Here is a 19611-nt window from a genome sequence, read left to right as displayed (position 1 = left end):
TCCTCACACGTCCTCGCCGAGCGCACGCACGGCGGCGGCGAACTCCTCACCTCGGGCGGCGTACGACGTGAACTGGTCCATCGACGCGCACGCGGGGGCGAGCAGCACGGTGACGGGCCGGGCCGAGGCGACGGCGAGCCGTCGGGCCTCCTGCACGGCACGAGTCATCACGCGCTCAGTCTCACCGGCGTCCACCTCGACCACGGGGACCTCGGGTGCGTGTCGGGCGAGTGCCTCGCGCAACGGTTCGCGATCGACCCCGATGAGCACGACGGCGGCGAGCCGGTCCTTGCGCGCCTCGACGAGCTCGTCGAACCGCGCGCCCTTGGCGAGCCCGCCCGCGACCCACACGACGGAGCCGGGCGCGAACGCCCCGAGGGCCGCAGCGGCGGCGTGCGCGTTGGTGGCCTTCGAGTCGTCGACGTAGGCGATCCCGTCGATCGTCGCGACGGTCTCCAACCGGTGCGCGCCGGCCGAGTACGCGCGCAGACCGGCGCGGACGGCCGCCGGCTCGACACCGTGCGCGAGGGCGAGCGCACCGGCGGCCAGAGCGTTGGCGACGACGTGCGGCGGGACCGTCCCGTCCGGCCCGGCCAGCTGCGCGAGGTCGTGGAGCGTGCCCAGCTCGGCGGCGTGCGTGTGCCGCAGCCGGGAGAAGCCGCGGTCCACCAGGACGTCCTCGACCAGGCCGACCTGACCGACCAGGGGCGTGCCGAGCGTGAAGCCGACCGCCACGGCGCCGTCCACCACGTCCGCCTCGCGCACGAGGTCCTCGGTGCGGCTGTCGGCGAGGTTGTAGACGCACGCGACCTGGGCCCGCTCGAAGATCCGGCCCTTGTCCGCCGCGTACGCCTCGAGCGACCCGTGCCAGTCGAGGTGGTCCGCGGCGATGTTGAGCACGGCGGCGGCCTGCGCGGACATGGAGTGCGTGAAGTGCAGCTGGAAGCTGGACAGCTCGACGACGAGGACGTCGAGCGACGGGTCCGTGGCGGCGAGCACGACCGGCGTCCCCACGTTGCCGACCGCGGCGACGCTCTCCCCGGCCGCGCGCAGGATCGACTCCAGCATCCCGACGGTGGTCGTCTTGCCGTTGGTGCCCGTGACGGCGAGCCACGGCGCCGGGCCGTCGCCGGACGCCCGGTCGACGCGCAGCCGCCACGCCAGCTCGACCTCGCTCCAGACCGGGATGCCGCGGTCGAGCGCGGCGGCGAGCAGCGGGTGGTGCGGTGCGAGGCCCGGAGACGCGACGACGAGCGACGCACGGTCCAGCGCGGTGCCGGCCAGCAGCTCGTCCGTGCCGATGACGTCGTCGGCGTGGTCGTCGACCGGGACGACGCGGGCACCGCGGGAGGCGAGCACCTCGGCGGCGGCACGGCCCGAGACCCCGAGGCCGGCGACGACGACGAGAGCGTCGTCGAGCTCGACGTCCGACACCTACCCGGCCACCCACTCGGCGTAGAAGATCCCCACGCCGAGCGCGACGAAGAGCCCGGCGATGATCCAGAACCGGATGACGATCGTGACCTCGCCCCAGCCCGAGAGCTCGAAGTGGTGGTGCAGCGGCGCCATCTTGAAGACCCGTCTCCCGGTCATCTTGAAGAAGCCGATCTGGATGACGTCGGACATCACCTCGAGGACGAACAGGCCACCGATGATCGCGGCGAGGATCTCGGTCCGCGTGAGGATCGAGAGCCCGGCGAGCGCGCCGCCGAGGGCCAGCGAGCCCGTGTCCCCCATGAAGATCTTGGCCGGGCTGGCGTTCCACCACAGGAAGCCGAAGCACGCGCCGACGATCGCCGCGGCGACCACGGCGAGATCGAGCGGGTCGCGCGTCTCGTAGCAGCTGGGTCCGGCGGTCGCCAGGAACTGGCAGCTCTGGTTGAACTGCCAGACGCCGACGATGACGTACGCGCCGAACACGATGAGCGAGACGCCCGTGGCGAGCCCGTCGAGGCCGTCGGTGAGGTTCACGGCGTTCGACCACGCGGTGATGAGGAAGTTCGCCCAGACGACGAACAGCAGGATGCCGGCGGTCACGCCCCAGAACGCCAGGTCGAGGTTGGTGTCCCGGATGAACGAGATGTTCGTCGACGCCGGCGTCCGGAACTTCTCGTTGGGGAACTGCAGGGCGGCCACGGCGAACGTGATGCCCACCAGGCCCTGGCCGACGATCTTCCAGCGGGCGCTCAGGCCGAGGCTGCGCTGCCGGGAGATCTTGATGAAGTCGTCGAGGAACCCGACCAGGCCGAGGCCGGTCATCAGGAACAGGACCAGGACCGCCGACGCGCTGGGCATCGTGCCGGTGGCGATCAGGCCGCCGATCCAGCCCAGCAGCGTGGCGGCGATGATCACGACACCGCCCATGGTCGGCGTCCCGCGCTTGGTGAAGTGCGCGGTCGGACCGTCCTGCCGGATGAACTGGCCGTACTGCTTGCGCACCAGGAACCGGATGAACAGCGGCGTGCCCAGCAGGGCGATGATCATCGAGAGCCCGCCGGAGATCATGAGCGCTCTCACGAGGCCACCAGCCGATCTCCCAGCCGCCAGAGCCCGGCGCCGTACGACGACTTCACCAGCACCACGTCGCCGGGACGCAGCTCGGACTCGAGGAACCGGGTGGCGACGTCGAGGTCGTCGGCGAGCACCACCTCGTCGCCCCACGAGCCCTCGTGGTTCGCGCCGTCGCGGATGGCGCGGGCGCCCTCGCCGACGACGATCGTCAGGCCGATGTTCAGCCGGACGCAGAGGCGCCCGATCGCGTCGTGCGCGGTGCGGGACTCGGGGCCGAGCTCGAGCATCTCGCCGAGGACCGCGATCGAGCGACGGTCCCGTCCGGCGAGCACGGCCAGCGCCTTGAGCGCCGCGCGCATCGAGTCGGGGTTGGCGTTGTAGGAGTCGTCGACGACGGTCACGCCGTCGGGCCGGTCGACCACGTGCATCCGGTGCGGGCTGAGCGCGTCCGCGACCGTCAGGCCGGCCGCGACCTCGTCGACGTCGAGCCCGAGGGCCAGTGCCGCCGCGGCCGCGCCGAGCGCGTTGTGCACGTGGTGCTCGCCGACGAGACGGAGCTCGACCTCGGCGGTCCGCTCCTCGTCCCCGAGCCGGGACACCAGCGTGAACCGTGCGCGGCCGGCGCGGTCCAGGACCACGTCCCGCGCACCGACCGACGCCTCCGGGGCCGCACCGAACGTCACGACGTCCCCGGGCGCGAGCGCCGCCATCGCCGAGACGCGCTGGTCGTCGGCGTTGAGCACGGCGACGCCGTCGGACACCAGGCCCTGCACGATCTCGGCCTTGGCGCGGGCGACGGCCTCGATCCCGCCGAACCCGCCCAGGTGGGCCTGTCCCACGACGAGCACCACGGCGACGTCCGGCGGGGCGATCTGCGTGAGGTAGTCCAGGTGACCGGGTCCGCTCGCGCCCATCTCGAGCACGAGGAAGCGGGTGTTCTCGTCGGCTCGCAGGACCGTCAGCGGCAGGCCGATCTCGTTGTTGAACGAGCGCACGGGCGCGACGGTCGGGCCGACGCTGCCGCACAGCTGGGCGAGCAGGTCCTTGGTGGTCGTCTTGCCGACAGAGCCGGTGATGCCGACGACCTTCAGCCCGCTGCCGCCGGGCTCCCAGGACGCCTCGCGCAGACGCTCGAGCACCACGCGGGCCAGGTCGCCGAGCGCCTTCTCGACGTCCGGGACGACGACGCTCGGCACGATGCCACCGCCCTCGCCGACCACGTCGCGGGCGGCGAGCACGAGGGCGGCGCCGGCCTTCACCGCGACCGCCGCGTACTCGTGACCGTCGACGTGCTCGCCCGGCAGCGCGACGAACAGGCCGCCGAGGACCTCCTCGCGGGAGTCGACCACGACGGACCCGCCGACCAGCAGGGAGGGGTCGACGTCGCCGCGCAGCACGCCGCCGGTCGCGGCCGCGATCTCGGCCGCCGTCAGGGCGATCACGCGTGCTGCTCCTGACGGTTCTCGCGCGCTGCGAGCAGCACGAACCGGTCGTTGTACCGGTGGAACACTCCGGCGATCTCCTGGGTGGGCTCGTGCCCCTTGCCCGTGATGATCACGGTGTCCTGCTCATCGGCGAGGACGAGGGCGTCGCGGATGGCCTGCGCGCGGCTCGTCGCCTCGTGCACGTCGACCAGGTCCGGGCGCTTCGCCCGCACTCCGTCGAGGATGGCGGATCGGATGGCCGCCGGCTCCTCGGAACGCGGGTTCTCGTCGGTGACGACGATCACGTCGGCCAGCTCGGCGGCGATCTCGCCCATGATCGGGCGCTTGCCCTGGTCCCTGTCGCCGTCGGAGCCGAACACGAGGATCAGGCGGCCGGGCGTGATGGGTCGGACGGCCTGCAGCGCGAGGACCAGCGCGTCCGGGGTGTGCGCGTAGTCGACGAGCGAGAGCGGGAAGCCGTCACCGCGCTCGATCACGCGCTCCATGCGGCCCGGGATCTCGTGCGCGTGGCCGACCGCTTCGATCGCGACGTCCATCGGCACGCCCGCGGCGCGCGCGAGCACGATGGCGAGCGCCGCGTTGGACACGTTGACCAGGCCCGGCAGCGGGCTCGCGGCCTCGTGCTCGGCGCCGTCCGGGCCGCGGAGCGTGAACGTCGAGCCCACGCCGTCGAGCCCGATGTCCGCGGCCGTGACCGTCCAGTCCGCGTCGACCCCGGAACCCGCCCTCGTCGCGACCGACTCCACGGGGATCTGCGCCTCCGCGACGAGCCGCCGGCCCCACTCGTCGTCGACGACCACGACGCCGCGGCGGGCCTGTCCGGGCGCGAACAGGCGCGCCTTGTCGCGGAAGTAGCCCTCCATGTCGCCGTGGAAGTCGAGGTGGTCGCGCTGCAGGTTGGTGAACCCGACCACGTCGAACACGAGCCCGTTGACCCGGCCGAGGGCCAGGGCGTGCGAGCTGACCTCCATGGCGACCGCGGTGGCGTCCCGCTCGAGGGCCGCGGCGAGCAGCGCCTGCAGGGCGGGCGCCTCGACCGTGGTCCGCGGGCTCTCGACGGCCTCCTCACCGATCCGCAGCTCCACCGTGCCGAGCAGGGCGGTGAGGGGGTGCACGGCACGCAGGGCGGCGTCGATGAAGTAGGTCGTGGTGGTCTTGCCGTTGGTCCCGGTCACGCCGATCGAGACGAGCCGCTCGCCGGGCTCGTCGTGCGCCCAGGCAGCCACCGGACCCGCGAGCGACCGCGGGTCGTCGCTGAGCAGGACCGGCACGCGGTCCGCGAGCTCACCGAGCAGGTCGAGCCCGGCCCGGTCCGTGAGGATCGCCGCAGCGCCTGCGTCGACCGCCTGTGCGGCGTACGTCGCGCCGTGGACCTTGAGGCCCGGGACCGCCACGAAGACGTCGCCCTCGACCACGTCACCGCTGGCGAGGCTCACCCCGGTCAGCCTGGCGTCCGGCGCGACCGGCAGACCCGCAGCGACCAGGTCGAACGTCCCGACGAGGTCGGCGACCCGGTGGACCGCGGGATGCATCGGGCGCATCCGAGCCGGGGACGTCATGGGGAGAATCTACCCCGGGCGGCCACGCCCGATCGTCGCGCGGCGTCTGGGCGGGACACTGTCACCACGTCGTCGGGAACAGGGTCCCCGTGGTACCCGACGGCGCCACGCCGAGCTCGCCGAGCGTGTACCCGGCGACGTCGCTGAACACGGGTGCCGCGACCACACCGCCGTAGACCGAGGTCCGCGGGTTGTGCAGGATCACCGCGACCGCGATGCGCGGGTCGTCGGCCGGGGCGACGCCGATGAACGACGCCGTGATCCCCTGTGCCCCGTTGGCGAGCCACGCCTGCGCGGTACCCGTCTTGCCGGCCACCCGATAGCCGGGGATCGCCGCGCTGGAGCCGGTCCCGTCGTCGACGACGCTCTCCATCATGGTGAGCACGGTCTGGGCGGTCTCGGGCGAGACCACCTGCGTCGTCGTCGGGGGGGCGGCCGGCGTGAAGGTGCCGTCCGGGGAGGTCCAGCCCTTGATGATGTGCGGCGTGACGCGCACGCCGCCGTTGGCGATCGTCGCGAACACCTGAGTCGCCTGGAGCGACGTGACCGACAGCGACTGGCCGAAGAGCACCGCGAACTTGTCGCGACGCTGCCAGGTGTCCACCGGGTGCAGGATGCCGACCGACTCCCCCGGCATCTCGATGCCCGTCTTGGCCCCGAAGCCGAACTTGGCGAGGTAGTCGTAGCGCGTCTGGACCGGGAGGTTCTGGCCGACCATGACCGTGCCGGTGTTGGAGGACTCCGCGAGGATGCCGGCGAGCGTCAGGTTCTGCACCGCGTGCTCGTGCGAGTCGTGGAACGTCTCCTTGCCGTCCGGGGAGTACGAGTACGGCACCTGGAACTGCGACGTCGGCGTCGCGACGTGGTTGTCCAGGATGGCCGACATCGTGATGACCTTGCCGGTCGACCCCGGCTCGAACACGTCCGAGATCGCGGAGGACAGCGAGCCGCCCTTCCAGTCGCCCGGGTGGTTGGGGTCGACGCTGCCGGAGTCGGCCAGCGCGTAGATCTCCCCGGTCTTGACGTCCATCACGACCACCGAGCCCGAGTCCGACCCGGTGGCTGCCACCTGCGCGTCGAGGGCCGCCTGCGCGCGGTACTGCACGTCGGACCGCAGCGTGAGCATGACCGAGTCGCCCTGCTTGGCCGGCGTGTCCTTGGAGTAGCCGCCCGGGATCGCCTGCCCCTTGCGGCCGCTCTCGTAGGTCTCGGTGCCTGCGGTGCCCGTCAGGCGCTTGTCGAGCGAGAGCTCGAGCCCCTCCAGCCCGACGCCGTTCGAGTTCACGAACCCGAGGACGTTCCCCGCGAGGTTGCCGTTCGGGTAGACGCGCTCGGCGACCCGGTCCACGTTGACCCCGGGCAGGCCGAGCTTGCGAACCTCGCGGGCGACCTCGGGCAGCACGCCCTTCTTGATGTAGACGAACTGCCGGTCGCCGACGAGCTTGCCGCCGAGCTCGGCGACGTTCATGTCGAGCAGCGGGGCGAGACGCGCGGCCACTCCGGCGGCACCGTCGGGCACCTCCACGGCGCCGGTCGCCCGGAACTCGGGGACCGTCTTCTGGTTGACGGAGATGTCGTACCGCTCTACCGACGCCGCGAGCGCGACACCGTCGGCGTCGGTGATCTCCCCGCGTCCGCCCAGCGTCGCGACGGAGATGAGCCTCTTGTCGCGCGCCTGCTCCGCGATGCTCGGCCCGCGCAGACCCTGGACGTAGACGAGACGCCCGCCGAAGACGACGAGCGTCAGGACGATCGCGATCGTGAGGAAGATCATCCGGCCGCGCGAGCCGGGCAGCGGCGGACGGGCGGTGGGCCGCGTCGGCACCTCGACCGTGCGCGGTGGTCCGCCGCGGCCGGGTGCGGTCTGGCCCGGGCGAGGACGCGGGACGGTGCCGGTGCTCGCGGGCCGCTGGGTGCCCGGCGGGCGCGCTCCGGTCCGCGGGCGACCGGTGACCGGCGTGGTCATCCGGCGGCCCCGGCGGGCTCGGGAGCACCCTGCACGCTGCCGTCGGAGAGCCGCAGCCAGCCCGTGCCGTTCGTGGGCACCATGCCGAGCGCCGAGGCGGCGGCGGCCAGGTGCGCGGGCGACGCGAGGGTGTCGAGGTCCGCCTGCTTGTCCTTGGCGTCCTGGTTCAGCTGACCGAGCTGGTTGGACAGGTCGTACTTGGCGTAGGCGCTCGACGCCATCGACGTGTTGAGCAGGAGGGCGGAGAGCAGCGCTCCCGCGAGGACGGCCATGCACAGCAGGATGAACGGCATCCGCGTCCGAGCGTGCTGCGGCGCGCGGACGACCTTCAGACGAGGTGCGGGTGGATTCTGCGGCGCGGTGCGGGGACGGGCCGGGGAGGTACGGGCACGGACAGCGGACTGGGCGCTCATGCCGCCCTCCTTCCGGTCGGTCGGTGACGCAGGTGGTCAGGGGTGGGACGGGTGCGCTCGGCGGCGCGGAGGCGGACGGACTGCGAGCGCGGGTTGCGGGCGATCTCGGCCTCGTCGGCCTCCTCGGCACCCCGCGTGACGAGGCGCAGGTACGGCGCGTGCGTCGCGGGCTCGACGGGCAGGTCCGGCGGGGCGCTCGACGTGGCACCGGCCGCCATGGCCCGCTTCACGGCCCGGTCCTCGAGCGAGTGGTACGACTCGACGACCAGCCGCCCGCCGACCGCGAGCGCCTCGATCGACTCGGGCAGCGCCTGCTCCAGCGTCTCGATCTCGCCGTTCACCTCGATGCGCAGGGCCTGGAACGTGCGCTTGGCGGGGTTGCCCCCCGTCTTGCGCGTCGCCGCGGGGATGTTGGCGCGCACGATGCTGACCAGCTCCCCCGTGCGCTCGAGCGGCTTGCGGGCGCGCTGGGCGACGATCGCGCGGGCGATGCGCGGCGCGAACCTCTCCTCGCCGTACTCGCGCAGGATCCGGGCGAGCTCGCGCTCGTCGTAGGTGTTGAGCACGTCCGCCGCGGTCTGCCCCGTGGTGGCGTCCATCCGCATGTCCAGAGGGGCGTCCGCCGAGTAGGAGAAGCCGCGCTCGCGCTCGTCGAGCTGCAGCGACGAGACCCCGAGGTCCATGAGGACGCCCTGGACCTTGTCGATGCCGAGGCGCTCGAGGACCTCGTTGATCTCGTCGTAGACGGCGTGCACGCCGGTGAACCGGTCACCGAACGGCGCCAGGCGCCGGCCCGCGAGCTCGAGCGCCTGCGTGTCACGGTCCAGGCCGACCACCCGCACGTTGGGGAACGCCTCCAGGACGCCCTCGGTGTGGCCCCCCATCCCGAGGGTCGAATCGACCATGACGGCCGAGTCGAGGTCAGCGAACGCGGGCGCGAGCAGGTCGAGGCAACGCTGCAGCAGCACCGGGGTGTGCCGGGAGGCAGCGTCGTCGGTCGTGGTCATCGTCTGCCTCCTGTCGGGTCTCGGCTGCTGAGAAGTGAGGTCGGACGGCCCTCCGCCGTCCGACCAGATCCCCCTCCGACCGTCTGACACCGGGGAAGTGCGTCAGCAGGTCGGGGGGAGGTCTCACCGGGCGGCCCATGGAGCCGGGGGTGGTGCGTCTAGAAGGGACCGTTCGGGAAGACCTCCTCCGCCGTGTCGGCGTAGCCGGCCTCCTGCTCGGCGAGGTACGTCTCCCAGGCCGCCAGGTCCCAGATCTCGACGCGGGTGCCGGTACCGATGACGGCGACGTCCCGGTCCAGGCCCGCGTACTTGCGCAGCATCGGCGGGATCGAGATGCGGCCCTGCTTGTCGGGCAGCTCGTCGCTGGCCCCGGACAGGAACACGCGCAGGTAGTCGCGCGCCTGGCGGCTGGTCACGGGCGCCTGGCGCAGCTGGTCGTGCATGCGCTGGAACTCCGCCATGGGGAGCAGGAAGAGGCAGCGCTCCTGGCCACGGGTCATCACGAGGCCCGGTGCGAGCTGGCCGCGGAACTTGGCCGGAAGGATGAGCCGGCCCTTCTCGTCGAGCCGCGGGGTGTACGTCCCGAGGAAGGGCGCGAAGGAGCCGAACGTGCCGGTGGACGGCTCATACGTCACCACGCCTCCCTCTGCTCCCCCGGTACGACGCTCCCCGCCTCACCACGTGCCTCCACGGTACTCCACTTCACTCCACCAGCGACCGGCATTCACCCGGATTCACCCGATGGACGGGATGTCTTCGCAGGTCACACACGTGGGGCGAAGTGGAGGGGATTCACAGGCGCGCGCCGCGCAGATGCGTGTCGAGTGGCGCTCGCGCGCTCCAGATCGGACATTTGAGGGCGAAACGTGCACCGGCGACGGGTTCGGCGAGCGGGTGAACCCGTCGGCTACCGGCCACGTGGAGGGAAGTGGGGACCCGTGGGCGATGAATGTCGGCGCAACGGCCTTTAGGCTCGTCCCAGTTCCGCCAAAGGAGGCGCCATGCTGCAGGCCACCCCGTCGTCGACAGAGCTCGAGGACGTCGTCGCCACCACGCACCGGATGCGTGGCGCGATCGAGAGTGTCGTCACCGGACGACCCGAGCTCGTGCGCGTCACCGTCGCCGTGCTGCTCGCCGAGGGGCACCTGCTCCTCGAGGACGTGCCGGGAGTCGGGAAGACCACCCTCGCGAAGGCGCTCGCCCGGTCGATCGACTGCTCCGTCGGCCGGATCCAGTTCACACCGGACCTGCTGCCGTCGGACCTCACCGGCGTGAACATCTACCGGTCCCAGACGCACGAGTTCGAGTTCCGCCCGGGTCCGGTGTTCGCGCACATCGTGATCGGCGACGAGATCAACCGCGCCTCCCCCAAGACCCAGTCGGCCCTGCTCGAGTGCATGCAGGAGGCCCAGGCCACGGTCGACGGCCGCACCTACCCGCTGCCCCGGCCGTTCCTCGTCGTCGCGACGCAGAACCCGGTCGAGATGGAGGGCACCTATCCGCTGCCCGAGGCGCAGCGCGACCGCTTCATGGCTCGCCTGACCGTCGGCTACCCGAGCATCGAGTCCGAGCTCGACATGCTCGACCTGCAGGAGACGTCCGACCCGCTCGACAGCCTGACCCCGGTCACGGACGCCGCGCAGGTGAAGGCCGCGATCGAGACGACCCGCCGCCTCTACGCCTCCCCGGCCGTCAAGCGGTACATCGTCGACCTCGTCACCGCGACGCGCGAGGACACCGGGCTGCGGCTCGGCGCCTCCCCGCGGGCCGCCATCCAGCTGCTGCGGGCCGCCAAGGCGCTCGCCGCCATGGACGGCCGGGACCACGTGCTTCCCGACGACGTGCAGCAGCTCACCGTCCCCGTGCTGGCGCACCGGCTCCTGCCCAGCACGGAGTCGCGCCTCTCGGGTCGCACGACGTCCGACATCGTGGTGGACATCGTCGACCGCATCCCGCTGCCCGCGTCGGCCACCGCCGGGCGGGCCCGTCGCGCCGTCGGCTGATGCGCCTGCGTCCGACCGCTCGTGGGTGGGCCCTCGCGGTCGCCGGGATCGCCGCGCTCCAGCTGGGCGTGGTGCTCGGCTCGGTCGACCTCGTCCGGATCGGCACCCTTGCGCTCCTGCTCGTCGTGGCGGCGGCGATCGGCGTGCTCGTGTTCGACCCGGGCCGTGGGCGGCACCGCCTCGGTGTCACCCGCAGCAGCACGCCCAACCCGGTGCACGCCGGCTCAGAGGCGCAGATCGAGGTCGTCATCGCCGCGACCGACCCCGCGGCCCGCGTCCGCCTCGCCGGCCTGAAGTTCGCCGAGCAGGCCGCCACCGAGCTGTCGGGCGGCCGTCCCCTGCGGGCACGCGTCGCACGCGCCCCGCGTCGCGTGACGGTCAGCTACGCCGTGCAGGCAGCGCGCCGTGGCCGCTGGCCGCTGGGGCCGCTCGTCGTGACCCGCAGCGACCCGTTCGGCGTGGTCCGCGCCTCGGCCACCCTCGGCGAGCAGGCCGAGGTCTCCGTGTGGCCCACCGTCGTCCCGCTGCCGACGCCCGGGGACGTCCTGGTGGGTGAGCCCGACCGCGTCGCGCTCGGCGCCCGAACCCCCTCGACCGACGACGCCTCGCTGCGCGACTACCGCGAGGGCGACGACCTGCGCCGCGTGCACTGGAGCAGCAGCGCCCGCAGGGGCGCGCTGATGGTGCGGTCCGACGAGCGCGCCGGGATGCGTCCCGTGTCCATCCTGCTCGGCCTGCCCGCCCGCGCCTCCGCGCTCGAGTGGTCGATCTCGCTCGCCGCCTCCATGGCGCTCGCGATGCTCGAGGGCGGGCACCCGGTCCGGCTCGTCGGGGGCAACCGGTCCGAGCCCGAGGCGGGTCCGTACCCCCTCGCCTTCGTGCACAGCCGCTCGGGCCCCGGTGCACGCGCCGCGGTGCTCGACCGCACCATCGACCTCGAGGCACCGCGCACCAACGTCCAGGGCGAGGTCGACCTCGTCGCCGCCGCGCACCTGCTGCACACCACCGACGCGGCCGGCGAGATCGTGCTCGCCGTCCTCGGCCCGCTCGGCGGCTCCGCCCGCGCCGCCCTCGCACACGTCGCCGACGACGCACAGGCCTGGGCCGTGGTCCGTGCCGACACCCCGGCCCACGTCGCCGAGGCCGACGAGACCATCCGGGCCCTGCGCCGGGCGGGCTGGCGCGCCTGCCGCGTGACGCCCGACGAGCCGATCGTCGACTGCTGGCTACGACTCCTCGGAAGTGCGACATGACAAGCCGCCTGCGCCCGATCCCCCGCGGGTCGCGTTCCGCCATCGGCACCACGCTGGTGGCCCTCGCGACGTGCTCGAGCCTGCTCGCGCTCCAGAACCTCATCATCCGGGGCACCTGGCTCTCGACGACCTGGCTCATCGTGGTCGTCGTCGCGGCGGTCGTCATGGGCGTCCGCGCCGTGACCCGCTCGTGGTGGGCCCCGTCGCTCGCCGGGCTCCTGGTGTCGGCCGCGATCATCCTGGTCCGCTACGGCGCGACCCCGGGACGCGTGCGCGTCCTGCCGGACAGCGGCTCGTTCGAACGCACCCTGACCACGGCACGCGAGGGCGTCGCCGTCATCAACGCCTCCCTGGTGCCAATGCAGGGCGTCCGCTCCACCGAGCTCCTCGTGGTGACGGGGGCGCTGGCGGTGTTCCTGCTCGCCGACGCGCTCGCCATCGGGCTCGGCGCGCCCGCGCTGTCCGGACTGGCCTTCGCGACGCTGTGGATCCCCGTCGTGGTCCTCGGGTTCCCCGCGAGCGGCTGGGCCCTCGCCTGGACCGCCCTGTTCTACCTCCTGCTGCTCGCCCTGAGCGCCGCGCCCGCCACCGCCCACGCGGACCAGGGCCGACGTGCGTCCGTGGCGATCTTCTCGTCGCTCGGCCTCATCGTCGCGACCGTCGTCATCGGGCCGGCCGTCGCCTCGTTCCCCGGCTGGGCCTCGATGAGCCTGCCGTCGTTCGGGTCCGGACCCGTCGGTCCGCTGCAGCTCAGCGACGACCTCGACCTGCGCCAGAGCCTGGGCAGCCGCTCGGGTCAGGTGGTCATGCGGTACAAGGTCGACGCGGTCGCCCCCGTCGTCGACCCGGCGGCTCCGACGCCCTCACCGAGCGCGTCGAGCGACGCGCCGCTCGGTGCCGTCACGGCTCGCACGGTCGGGCCGCTGCGCGCCTTCACGCTGGCCGACTTCGACGGCACCAGCTGGCAGCGCACGGACGCGCTCGAGCTCTCCGCGTGGGACCCCACGACCCTGCTGACGTCCGACCCGGCCATCCTCGGCACCACCCCCGACGCCGAGCGCGGGACGTTGGCCGACGTCTCCATCAGCATCGCCGGCCTGCGCGAGCGGCGGCTGCCGATCACCACGTTCCCGCGCACGGTCGTCGTCGACGGCGCGTGGCAGTACGACTCGGCACGCGACGAGGTCGTCGGCCGGCGCAGCACCTCCAACGGGCTCACGTACGACATGCAGGTCGAGATCCCCGACCTGACCAAGGACGACCTCGCGAACGCGCAGGTCGGCGACCCCGGCGACGGCGGAGCGACCCTGGAGGTCCCGGAGACCTCGCACACCGACGACATCGCCCAGCGGGCCCGCGAGCTCACCGAGGACGCGAAGACGCCGTACCAGCAGGCGATGGACCTGCAGTCGTTCTTCCACGCGACGACGAACTTCACCTACGACACCCACGTCGCGCCCTCACGCTCCGACGACGCGGTCTGGGACTTCCTGCAGTCGACGCGCGGCTACTGCGTGCAGTTCGCCACCTCGATGACGATCATGGCGCGCACGCTCGGCATCCCGGCCCGCGTGGCCGTGGGGTTCCTGCCTGGCGAGGCCGACGACAACGGGAACTACGTCATCACGGGCCGCCAGTCCCACGCCTGGCCCGAGCTGTACTTCGAGGACTACGGCTGGGTGCGGTTCGAGCCGACGCCCGCGAGCCAGACCGGACCGCTGCCGGTGTGGAGCGACCCGTTCGCCGGGGTCAACTCGCCCGACATCAACCAGAACGAGAACGTGCCGGCTCAGTCGCCGGGTGCGACGACCGCGCCCGCGCCGGCGCAGCCGCAGACCGGTGCTACCACTCAGCAGACGACCGACGCCTGGCTGCCGGTCGGGATCACCGTCGCGGTCGTCCTGGTGATCGCGTCGCTCGGCCTGATCCTCGTCCGTCGCCGCGCCAGCCTGCTGCCCGACCTCACACCCGAGCGCGCCTGGACGCGCGCGCGCCGCCGGCTGGCCAAGCAAGGGATCGTCTGGTCGGACGCGGACACGCCCCGCACCGTGATCTCGTCGGTCAACGCCCAGCTCCTGACCCGCACCGGGTCCGAGCTCGGCGGGGAGTCGGCCGCTGCGCTGGTGGCGCTGGCACGCACGATCGAGACGGAGCGCTACGCACGAGAGCACCCCGAGGTTGACCCCGGGGTGCTCTCGAAGTGGGTGGACGACCTGGTGTCCGGAGCAGAGGACCTGCTCAGCGACCGCCCTCGCCGCGACGCCGTTCCCAGCGCTCCTCGAGGCGGCTCATAAAGCCTGCGCGCTGCTTCTTCGCAGGACGCACGGCACCGTCGCTCTGGACCACGCCCTGCGGGCCGGACTGGCGGCCGGATCGGCGGCCGTGGTGCGGGTCGGCGAACGCGAAGGCGACCGCCGCGAACATGATGATGAACCCGACGACGCCCAGCCACGCCTGGCTGTTGGCGGCGCCGAGGACGAGCAGCAACAGGCCGACGGTCGCACCGACTCCCGCGATCACGTAGCGGCCGAACGGGCGTCGCCCGCGCTGGGTCAGCGTGTTGGCGAGCCGAGGGTCGTCAGATGTCAGCTGACGTTCCATCTGCTCGAGCACGCGCTGCTCGTACTCCGAGAGAGGCATCCTGACCCCCGTTGTCAGCTGTAAGCACCTGTGTTGCCCTCAGGATAGATCCGCGGGAACGAAGGTGGTAGTCGAGCGTGAGGGTACTCCACCAACCTGCGTAGTCCCGGCGTGTATCGCAGATCCCCCGAAACGACCACGAACCAGGTCCATGGCGTGCTCCGCCTCGCGGCGGCCGCGAACAGGTTCACCCACTGCCTCGTCCAGCGTGGGCTGCCGGACGGTGTCCGCGACGGCCGAGAGGCCGTCTGCCCGTACCCCGACCAGCCGAACGGGCAGCCCTCCGAGGTCGACGCCCGCGATCAGCTCGCGGGCGGCGAGGTAGAGCTCGCGGCCCACGTCGGTCGGCGTCTGAAGCGTCCGCGAGCGCGTCAGGGTGCGGAAGTCGGAGGTGCGGACCTTCACGCTCACGGTCCGCGTCACCAGGCCCTTGCTCCGCAGCCGGGTCGCGCACCGGTCGGCGAGGTCTCGCGCCTTCTCCTGGACGACGCCGAGGTCCGCCTCGTCCATGGTGAACGTCTCCTCGGCGCTGATCGACTTCTCCGCGCGGTGCGGGTGGACCGGCCGGGGGTCACGACCCCACGACAGGTCGAAGAGGTGCGCACCGGCCACCTTGCCGACCGCCTGCTGCACGGTGGCGACGTCGCTGTCCGCCAGCTCGGCGACCGTGCGGATCCCCCACCGCGCGAGGGCAGCCTCCGTCCGCTCGCCGACACCCCAGAGAGCGCCCACCGGCAGCGAACGCAGGAAGTCGACGGTCGCCCGGCGCGGGATCAGCAGGACACCGTCCGGCTTGGCGTGGCCGGAGGCGAGCTTGGCGACGAACTTGGTGGAACCGATGCCGACCGAGCACGTGATGCCGTACTGCTCGTGCACCCGACGCCGGATGAGCGCCGCGATCACGGTCGGCGGACCGAGCCGGCGCCTGGCGCCGCCGACGTCCAGGAACGCCTCGTCGACGCTGACCTGCTCCACCAGTGCCGTGACGTCGCCCAGCAGCTGCATGACCCCCGTGGAGACCTCGTGATAGGCGTGGTGGTCGGGCGGGACGACGACGGCCTGCGGGCACTGGCGCAGCGCCACCGCCATGGGCATCGCCGAGTGGACCCCGAACGCCCGCGCCTCGTACGTGGCCGCCAGGACGACACCTCGCGTCGCTCCCCCGACGATGACCGGCAGGCCACGCAGCTGGGGACGGCGGGCCAGCTCGACCGACGCGAAGAACGCGTCCATGTCGACGTGCAGGATCGAGCAGCCGTCCTCCTCACGCCCCCAGTCGCGCCGGGCCACGGCGGACTGGGGCGCGCGGCTCATGACGCCTGCAGAGCGTGCGCGTCTCCGCGGACGTCCTCGCCGGTGCCGTCGCCGTGAACGGCCGAGCGTGCGGCGTCGACGAAGTCCTCCGCCCAGAACAGCGCCTGCTCGGCGCGCCCCGCGGAGAGCTCCTCGAAACGTCCGGCGTCGACCGCCGACCGCAACGGCGCGGCGTCCGCGAAGTAGGCCGACCAGGCACCAAGCTCCGGCGCGACCGTGTCGAGCAGCTCCCACACGGTCCGCAGGGCCTTGCGACCCGGCCGGGCAGGGCGACCGGGAACAGCGGTGCGCGCGGCCACGACCGCCGCCCCCGCCCGCAGCGCGGCCAGGTGTGCGTGCGTGAACAGCTCCCACGCCTCGGAGGACAGTCGCCCGGCGACCAGCTCGGCGTCGGCGCGTCGGAGCAGCTCGGCGGCACGGGTGGACTGGGGGCCGGTGGCCGCCCCAGCGGACCTGCTCTCGAGCTGCTGTGCCATCACGGCCTCCCTGGTCTCCTGCCGAACCCGTCCCACCAAGCATCGAACACTTGTTCGATGCTGTCAACCGTCGGCGGCACCCGTACCGTGTGGCCATGCCCGCCCGTGATCGATCCGCCTGTCGGAGCACAGGGTCCCAGCGACCACCCACACGCGCTGCGGTGCGGGCGCTCTGGCCGACCGGCCCGATGCCGATCTCCACCGGCACCGTGGAGCTCGAGCGCGACCCGGACGACCCCGACGGCGTCACCGTGCTCGTCAACGGCGTCCCGAGCTCCTACCTCGACCTCGCCGACCCCTCGCACCTCGTCTTCGAGTACATGCAGCAGATGGCCGAGGTGATCGACCGCGTCGGCCCCGCCGGCGGACCGCTCGACGTGGTGCACCTCGGCGCCGCAGGCTGCGCGCTGGCCCGCGCGATCGACGCCGAGCGGCCCGGGTCGCGGCAGCTGGCGATCGAGCTGGACACGGCCCTGCCCGAGCTCGTGCGCGGCTGGTTCGACCTCCCCCGCTCGCCGGCGCTCCGCATCCGGGCGGGCGACGCGCGGGCCGAGCTGGAGAAGCTGCCCGACGCGTCCGCGGACGTCGTCGTCCGGGACGTGTTCGCGGGCGACACCACCCCGCGGCACGTCCGCACGCGCGAGATGGTGGCGCAGGTGGCGCGGGTGCTGCGGCCCGGCGGGGTCTACCTGGTCAACACGGCCGACCGCCCGCCCCTGGCCGGGGCGCGCGCCGAGGTCGCGACGATCGACCGGGCCTTCGCGGACGTCGTCGTCATCGCCGAGCCGGGGCTGCTGCGCGGTCGCGGCTACGGCAACCTCGTCGTCGCCGCGACCGACGACCTCGACCTCCTCGCGTCGGCGGCGCTCGCGCGGGGCATCCGCAGCCTGCCCGCGCCTGCCCGGCTGCTGCGCGACGAGGAGCTCGTCGGCTTCGTCGCCGGAGCGCAGGAGCTGCGCGACGGTCCACCCCTGACCTGAGCGCTAGCGAGACGGCACCGAGGCAGCGCGAGGGGCAGCACCGAGACGGCAACGGACCGCACCCCCGGTCGGGGGTGCGGTCCGTGCGCGGAGATCAGGTCAGATCAGAGCGGGCGAACGCTCTCGGCCTGGGGGCCCTTGGCACCCTGCGTGATCTCGAACTCGACGCGCTGGCCCTCGTCGAGGCTGCGGTAGCCCGAGGAGTCGATCGCGGAGTAGTGGACGAAGACGTCGGCGCCGCCGCCGTCCTGGGCGATGAACCCGTAGCCCTTCTCAGCGTTGAACCACTTGACAGCACCCTGTGCCATGTTCGTTTCCTTCTGTTCCCACCGGTGACGGCGCCGACCCTGCTGTCCGCGCCGTGCCGCAATGCCTCACGTCCTGCACCGGGTGACCCAGCCGAGAACGACTGGTCGGAACCGCTCCCTGCGCACAAAGGCCCAGGTCACGACGCCGGTCAAGCGAGTACGTCACTGCAACGGGTGCATCCTTGCATCGCAGATGTGGGCTGCGCCACGTTTTCGGCCGTCCGGCAGGCACGCAGAAGGCAACGATTGGGTAAAGGTCCGAGCGTCAGGCGGGGCCGCCGTCGGACTGCTGAGCCAGGAAGCGCTCGAACTCCGCCCCCAGCTCGTCGGCCGTGGGGATGTCCGACGAGCCCGCGAGCAGGCTCGTCCGGCCGATGCTGCGCGTGAAGGCGTCGTACTGCTCCTCGAGCGCGTGCACGACCGCGGCGACGTCCTCGGACGCCGTGACCTGGCGCTCGATCTCCTGCATGGCTTCGGTCGCTGCGGGCGTGAGTGCCTCGACGTTGAGCTCGAGACCGGTCGCACGCTCGACCTTCTGCAGCGCCGCCTGGCTGGCCTGCGGGAACGCGGACTGCGCCAGGTAGTGGGGCACGTGGACGGCGAAGCCGAGGGCGTCGTGCCCGTTCTGGCCGAGGCGGAGCTCGAGCAGCGCGCTCGCGCTGGCCGGCACCTGCACCGTGCCGAACCACGACGGGTGGTCGGCGACGAGCTCAGGACGCGTCGCGTGCGCCGTCACCGACAGCGGGCGCGTGTGCGGGATGCCCATGGGGATGCCGTGCAGCCCCACGGTCAGCGGCACGTCGAACCGCTCGACGATCTGCCGGACCGCGGCCACGTACCGCTCCCACTGGACGTCGGGCTCGACCCCGTGCAGCAGCAGGAAGGGCACGCCGTTCGTGTCCTCGACGACGTCCACGACGAGCTCGGGCTCCGAGTAGGAGGCCCACGTCGTCTGGTCGAAGGTCATGAGCGGCCGGCGCGAGCGGTAGTCGAGCAGCTGGTCGACGTCGAACGTCGCCAGGCGCGTCGTGGTGAGCTCGTCCGTGAGGTGCTCGGCCGCGAGCTGGCCGGCGTTCCCGGCGTCGACGAAGCCGCGCACCACGTGCATGAGGACCGGGCCCGCACCGTTCGCGGTCCGTGCCTCGACCTGCGCGGCGACCTCGGGGTCGACCTCGTAGATGTCGCTCGGGTTCAGCATGCTCATCTCACTTCCGTCCGGGGCGGAGGTCGCGACTCATCGTTCCGAGCCTGCTGGCCACCGCCGGTACGGGGGTCAACGCCGCGCTGCTGCGACTTTGTTCCAGCGCTGCTCAGTGGCTGGGCAGACGGACCACCTCGACGAAGAACTCGTCGATCTGCCGCACGACCTCGATGAACCGGTCGAAGTCGGCCGGCTTGGTCACGTAGGCGTTGGCGTGCAGGGAGTAGCTGCGCACGACGTCCTCCTCGGCCTCGGACGTGGTCAGCACCACCACCGGGATCTGGGGCAGGACCTCGTCGGTCTTGATCTCCTGGAGCACCTCCCGCCCGTCCATGCGCGGCAGGTTGAGGTCCAGCAGGATCAGGTCCGGCGTCGGGGCGTCGACCTGCTCGCCGACCTTGCGAAGGAAGTCGACGATCCGCTTGCCGAGGGCCAGACCGATGCCGGTGCCCTTGTACACGTCCTTGGGGTGTGCAGTCGCGGGAAGATCACGAAGACCCGTTCCGCGTACTGCTCGTCGATCCCGATGCCGGGG

General features: G+C 72.6%; 18 protein-coding genes. 4 read left to right on the top strand and 14 right to left on the bottom strand.

Annotation, left to right across the window (positions count from 1 at the left end):
• Positions 1-3: 3 nt before the first annotated feature.
• The 8 genes from murD to mraZ form a co-directional block, all read right to left on the bottom strand.
• Entirely contained in the window at positions 4-1434 is a 1431-nt protein-coding gene (gene murD, locus AC1DUE_RS18020; RefSeq protein WP_477040789.1) for a UDP-N-acetylmuramoyl-L-alanine--D-glutamate ligase, read from the bottom strand.
• Positions 1435-2517: a phospho-N-acetylmuramoyl-pentapeptide-transferase gene (gene mraY, locus AC1DUE_RS18015; protein WP_477040788.1), complete on the bottom strand. Its 1083-nt coding sequence runs from the start codon at positions 2515-2517 to the stop codon at positions 1435-1437.
• Positions 2514-3953 carry a UDP-N-acetylmuramoyl-tripeptide--D-alanyl-D-alanine ligase gene (locus AC1DUE_RS18010; protein ID WP_477040787.1) on the bottom strand — a complete coding sequence of 480 codons (1440 nt, stop codon included), beginning with the start codon at positions 3951-3953 and terminating at the stop codon, positions 2514-2516. Before AC1DUE_RS18010 ends, mraY begins: the two co-directional genes overlap by 4 nt.
• Positions 3950-5515: a UDP-N-acetylmuramoyl-L-alanyl-D-glutamate--2,6-diaminopimelate ligase gene (locus AC1DUE_RS18005; RefSeq protein ID WP_477040786.1), complete on the bottom strand. Its 1566-nt coding sequence runs from the start codon at positions 5513-5515 to the stop codon at positions 3950-3952. Before AC1DUE_RS18005 ends, AC1DUE_RS18010 begins: the two co-directional genes overlap by 4 nt.
• 61 nt (positions 5516-5576) lie before the next feature.
• Positions 5577-7481, bottom strand: a complete 1905-nt coding sequence (locus AC1DUE_RS18000; protein ID WP_477040785.1) for a peptidoglycan D,D-transpeptidase FtsI family protein — start codon at positions 7479-7481, stop codon at positions 5577-5579.
• Entirely contained in the window at positions 7478-7894 is a 417-nt protein-coding gene (ftsL, locus tag AC1DUE_RS17995; protein ID WP_477040784.1) for a cell division protein FtsL, read from the bottom strand. Before ftsL ends, AC1DUE_RS18000 begins: the two co-directional genes overlap by 4 nt.
• Complete coding sequence (gene rsmH, locus AC1DUE_RS17990; RefSeq protein WP_477040783.1) at positions 7891-8901, bottom strand: 16S rRNA (cytosine(1402)-N(4))-methyltransferase RsmH; 1011 nt, start codon at positions 8899-8901, stop codon at positions 7891-7893. The genes ftsL and rsmH overlap by 4 nt, the downstream gene beginning before the upstream one ends.
• A gap of 158 nt (positions 8902-9059) precedes the next feature.
• Entirely contained in the window at positions 9060-9536 is a 477-nt protein-coding gene (gene mraZ / locus AC1DUE_RS17985; protein ID WP_477040782.1) for a division/cell wall cluster transcriptional repressor MraZ, read from the bottom strand.
• A 366-nt stretch (positions 9537-9902) separates the two neighbouring features.
• On the opposite strand from mraZ, the gene AC1DUE_RS17980 reads away from it, so the two are divergent.
• From AC1DUE_RS17980 to AC1DUE_RS17970, 3 genes are read left to right on the top strand one after another with little or no spacing between them, the layout of a single operon-like run.
• Complete coding sequence (locus AC1DUE_RS17980; protein ID WP_477040781.1) at positions 9903-10904, top strand: AAA family ATPase; 1002 nt, start codon at positions 9903-9905, stop codon at positions 10902-10904.
• A complete protein-coding gene (locus AC1DUE_RS17975) occupies positions 10904-12157 on the top strand; it encodes a DUF58 domain-containing protein (protein WP_477040780.1) in 1254 nt (417 codons plus the stop codon). Before AC1DUE_RS17980 ends, AC1DUE_RS17975 begins: the two co-directional genes overlap by 1 nt.
• Positions 12154-14451 carry a transglutaminase TgpA family protein gene (locus tag AC1DUE_RS17970; protein ID WP_477040779.1) on the top strand — a complete coding sequence of 766 codons (2298 nt, stop codon included), beginning with the start codon at positions 12154-12156 and terminating at the stop codon, positions 14449-14451. The genes AC1DUE_RS17975 and AC1DUE_RS17970 overlap by 4 nt, the downstream gene beginning before the upstream one ends.
• Here AC1DUE_RS17970 and AC1DUE_RS17965 read toward each other — a convergent pair.
• From AC1DUE_RS17965 to AC1DUE_RS17955, 3 genes are read right to left on the bottom strand one after another with little or no spacing between them, the layout of a single operon-like run.
• Positions 14396-14797, bottom strand: a complete 402-nt coding sequence (locus tag AC1DUE_RS17965) for a DUF3040 domain-containing protein (RefSeq protein WP_477040778.1) — start codon at positions 14795-14797, stop codon at positions 14396-14398. The genes AC1DUE_RS17970 and AC1DUE_RS17965 overlap by 56 nt on opposite strands.
• A gap of 39 nt (positions 14798-14836) precedes the next feature.
• Complete coding sequence (gene dinB / locus AC1DUE_RS17960; RefSeq protein WP_477040777.1) at positions 14837-16111, bottom strand: DNA polymerase IV; 1275 nt, start codon at positions 16109-16111, stop codon at positions 14837-14839.
• A complete protein-coding gene (locus tag AC1DUE_RS17955; protein WP_477040776.1) occupies positions 16108-16587 on the bottom strand; it encodes an SAV_6107 family HEPN domain-containing protein in 480 nt (159 codons plus the stop codon). Before AC1DUE_RS17955 ends, dinB begins: the two co-directional genes overlap by 4 nt.
• Positions 16588-16748: 161 nt before the next feature.
• Between AC1DUE_RS17955 and AC1DUE_RS17950 the strand changes: the two genes are divergently transcribed.
• Positions 16749-17567, top strand: coding sequence for a spermidine synthase (locus AC1DUE_RS17950; protein WP_477040775.1), 819 nt, complete (start codon positions 16749-16751; stop codon positions 17565-17567).
• A gap of 104 nt (positions 17568-17671) precedes the next feature.
• Here the strand turns inward: AC1DUE_RS17950 and AC1DUE_RS17945 are convergent, their stop codons facing one another.
• From AC1DUE_RS17945 to AC1DUE_RS17935, 3 genes are all read right to left on the bottom strand, one after another.
• Positions 17672-17875, bottom strand: coding sequence for a cold-shock protein (locus tag AC1DUE_RS17945; protein ID WP_028049841.1), 204 nt, complete (start codon positions 17873-17875; stop codon positions 17672-17674).
• A gap of 265 nt (positions 17876-18140) precedes the next feature.
• On the bottom strand, positions 18141-19073 hold the full coding sequence (locus AC1DUE_RS17940) for a PAC2 family protein (RefSeq protein WP_477040820.1): 933 nt from the start codon (positions 19071-19073) through the stop codon (positions 18141-18143).
• 112 nt (positions 19074-19185) lie between these two features.
• Positions 19186-19536, bottom strand: coding sequence for a response regulator (locus AC1DUE_RS17935; protein WP_477040774.1), 351 nt, complete (start codon positions 19534-19536; stop codon positions 19186-19188).
• Between the last annotated feature and the right edge of the window lie 75 nt (positions 19537-19611).

This window comes from Cellulomonas sp. P4_A2 (assembly GCF_056402515.1).
Note: the sequence above shows the minus strand (reverse complement) of the source record. Positions and strands in the feature narration are given on the sequence as shown.

Bases quoted from the DNA above. Each gene is read 5' to 3' on its own strand.
- AC1DUE_RS17975 (WP_477040780.1), top strand. From the start codon at position 10,904: ATGCGCCTGCGTCCGACCGCTCGTGGGTGGGCCCTCGCGGTCGCCGGG.
- ftsL (WP_477040784.1), bottom strand. From the start codon at position 7,894: ATGAGCGCCCAGTCCGCTGTCCGTGCCCGTACCTCCCCGGCCCGTCCC.
- dinB (WP_477040777.1), bottom strand. From the start codon at position 16,111: ATGAGCCGCGCGCCCCAGTCCGCCGTGGCCCGGCGCGACTGGGGGCGT.
- AC1DUE_RS17965 (WP_477040778.1), bottom strand. From the start codon at position 14,797: ATGCCTCTCTCGGAGTACGAGCAGCGCGTGCTCGAGCAGATGGAACGT.
- AC1DUE_RS17940 (WP_477040820.1), bottom strand. From the start codon at position 19,073: ATGCTGAACCCGAGCGACATCTACGAGGTCGACCCCGAGGTCGCCGCG.
- AC1DUE_RS18000 (WP_477040785.1), bottom strand. From the start codon at position 7,481: ATGACCACGCCGGTCACCGGTCGCCCGCGGACCGGAGCGCGCCCGCCG.
- rsmH (WP_477040783.1), bottom strand. From the start codon at position 8,901: ATGACCACGACCGACGACGCTGCCTCCCGGCACACCCCGGTGCTGCTG.
- AC1DUE_RS17970 (WP_477040779.1), top strand. From the start codon at position 12,154: ATGACAAGCCGCCTGCGCCCGATCCCCCGCGGGTCGCGTTCCGCCATC.
- AC1DUE_RS17945 (WP_028049841.1), bottom strand. From the start codon at position 17,875: ATGGCACAGGGTGCTGTCAAGTGGTTCAACGCTGAGAAGGGCTACGGG.
- AC1DUE_RS17955 (WP_477040776.1), bottom strand. From the start codon at position 16,587: ATGGCACAGCAGCTCGAGAGCAGGTCCGCTGGGGCGGCCACCGGCCCC.
- AC1DUE_RS18005 (WP_477040786.1), bottom strand. From the start codon at position 5,515: ATGACGTCCCCGGCTCGGATGCGCCCGATGCATCCCGCGGTCCACCGG.
- AC1DUE_RS17980 (WP_477040781.1), top strand. From the start codon at position 9,903: ATGCTGCAGGCCACCCCGTCGTCGACAGAGCTCGAGGACGTCGTCGCC.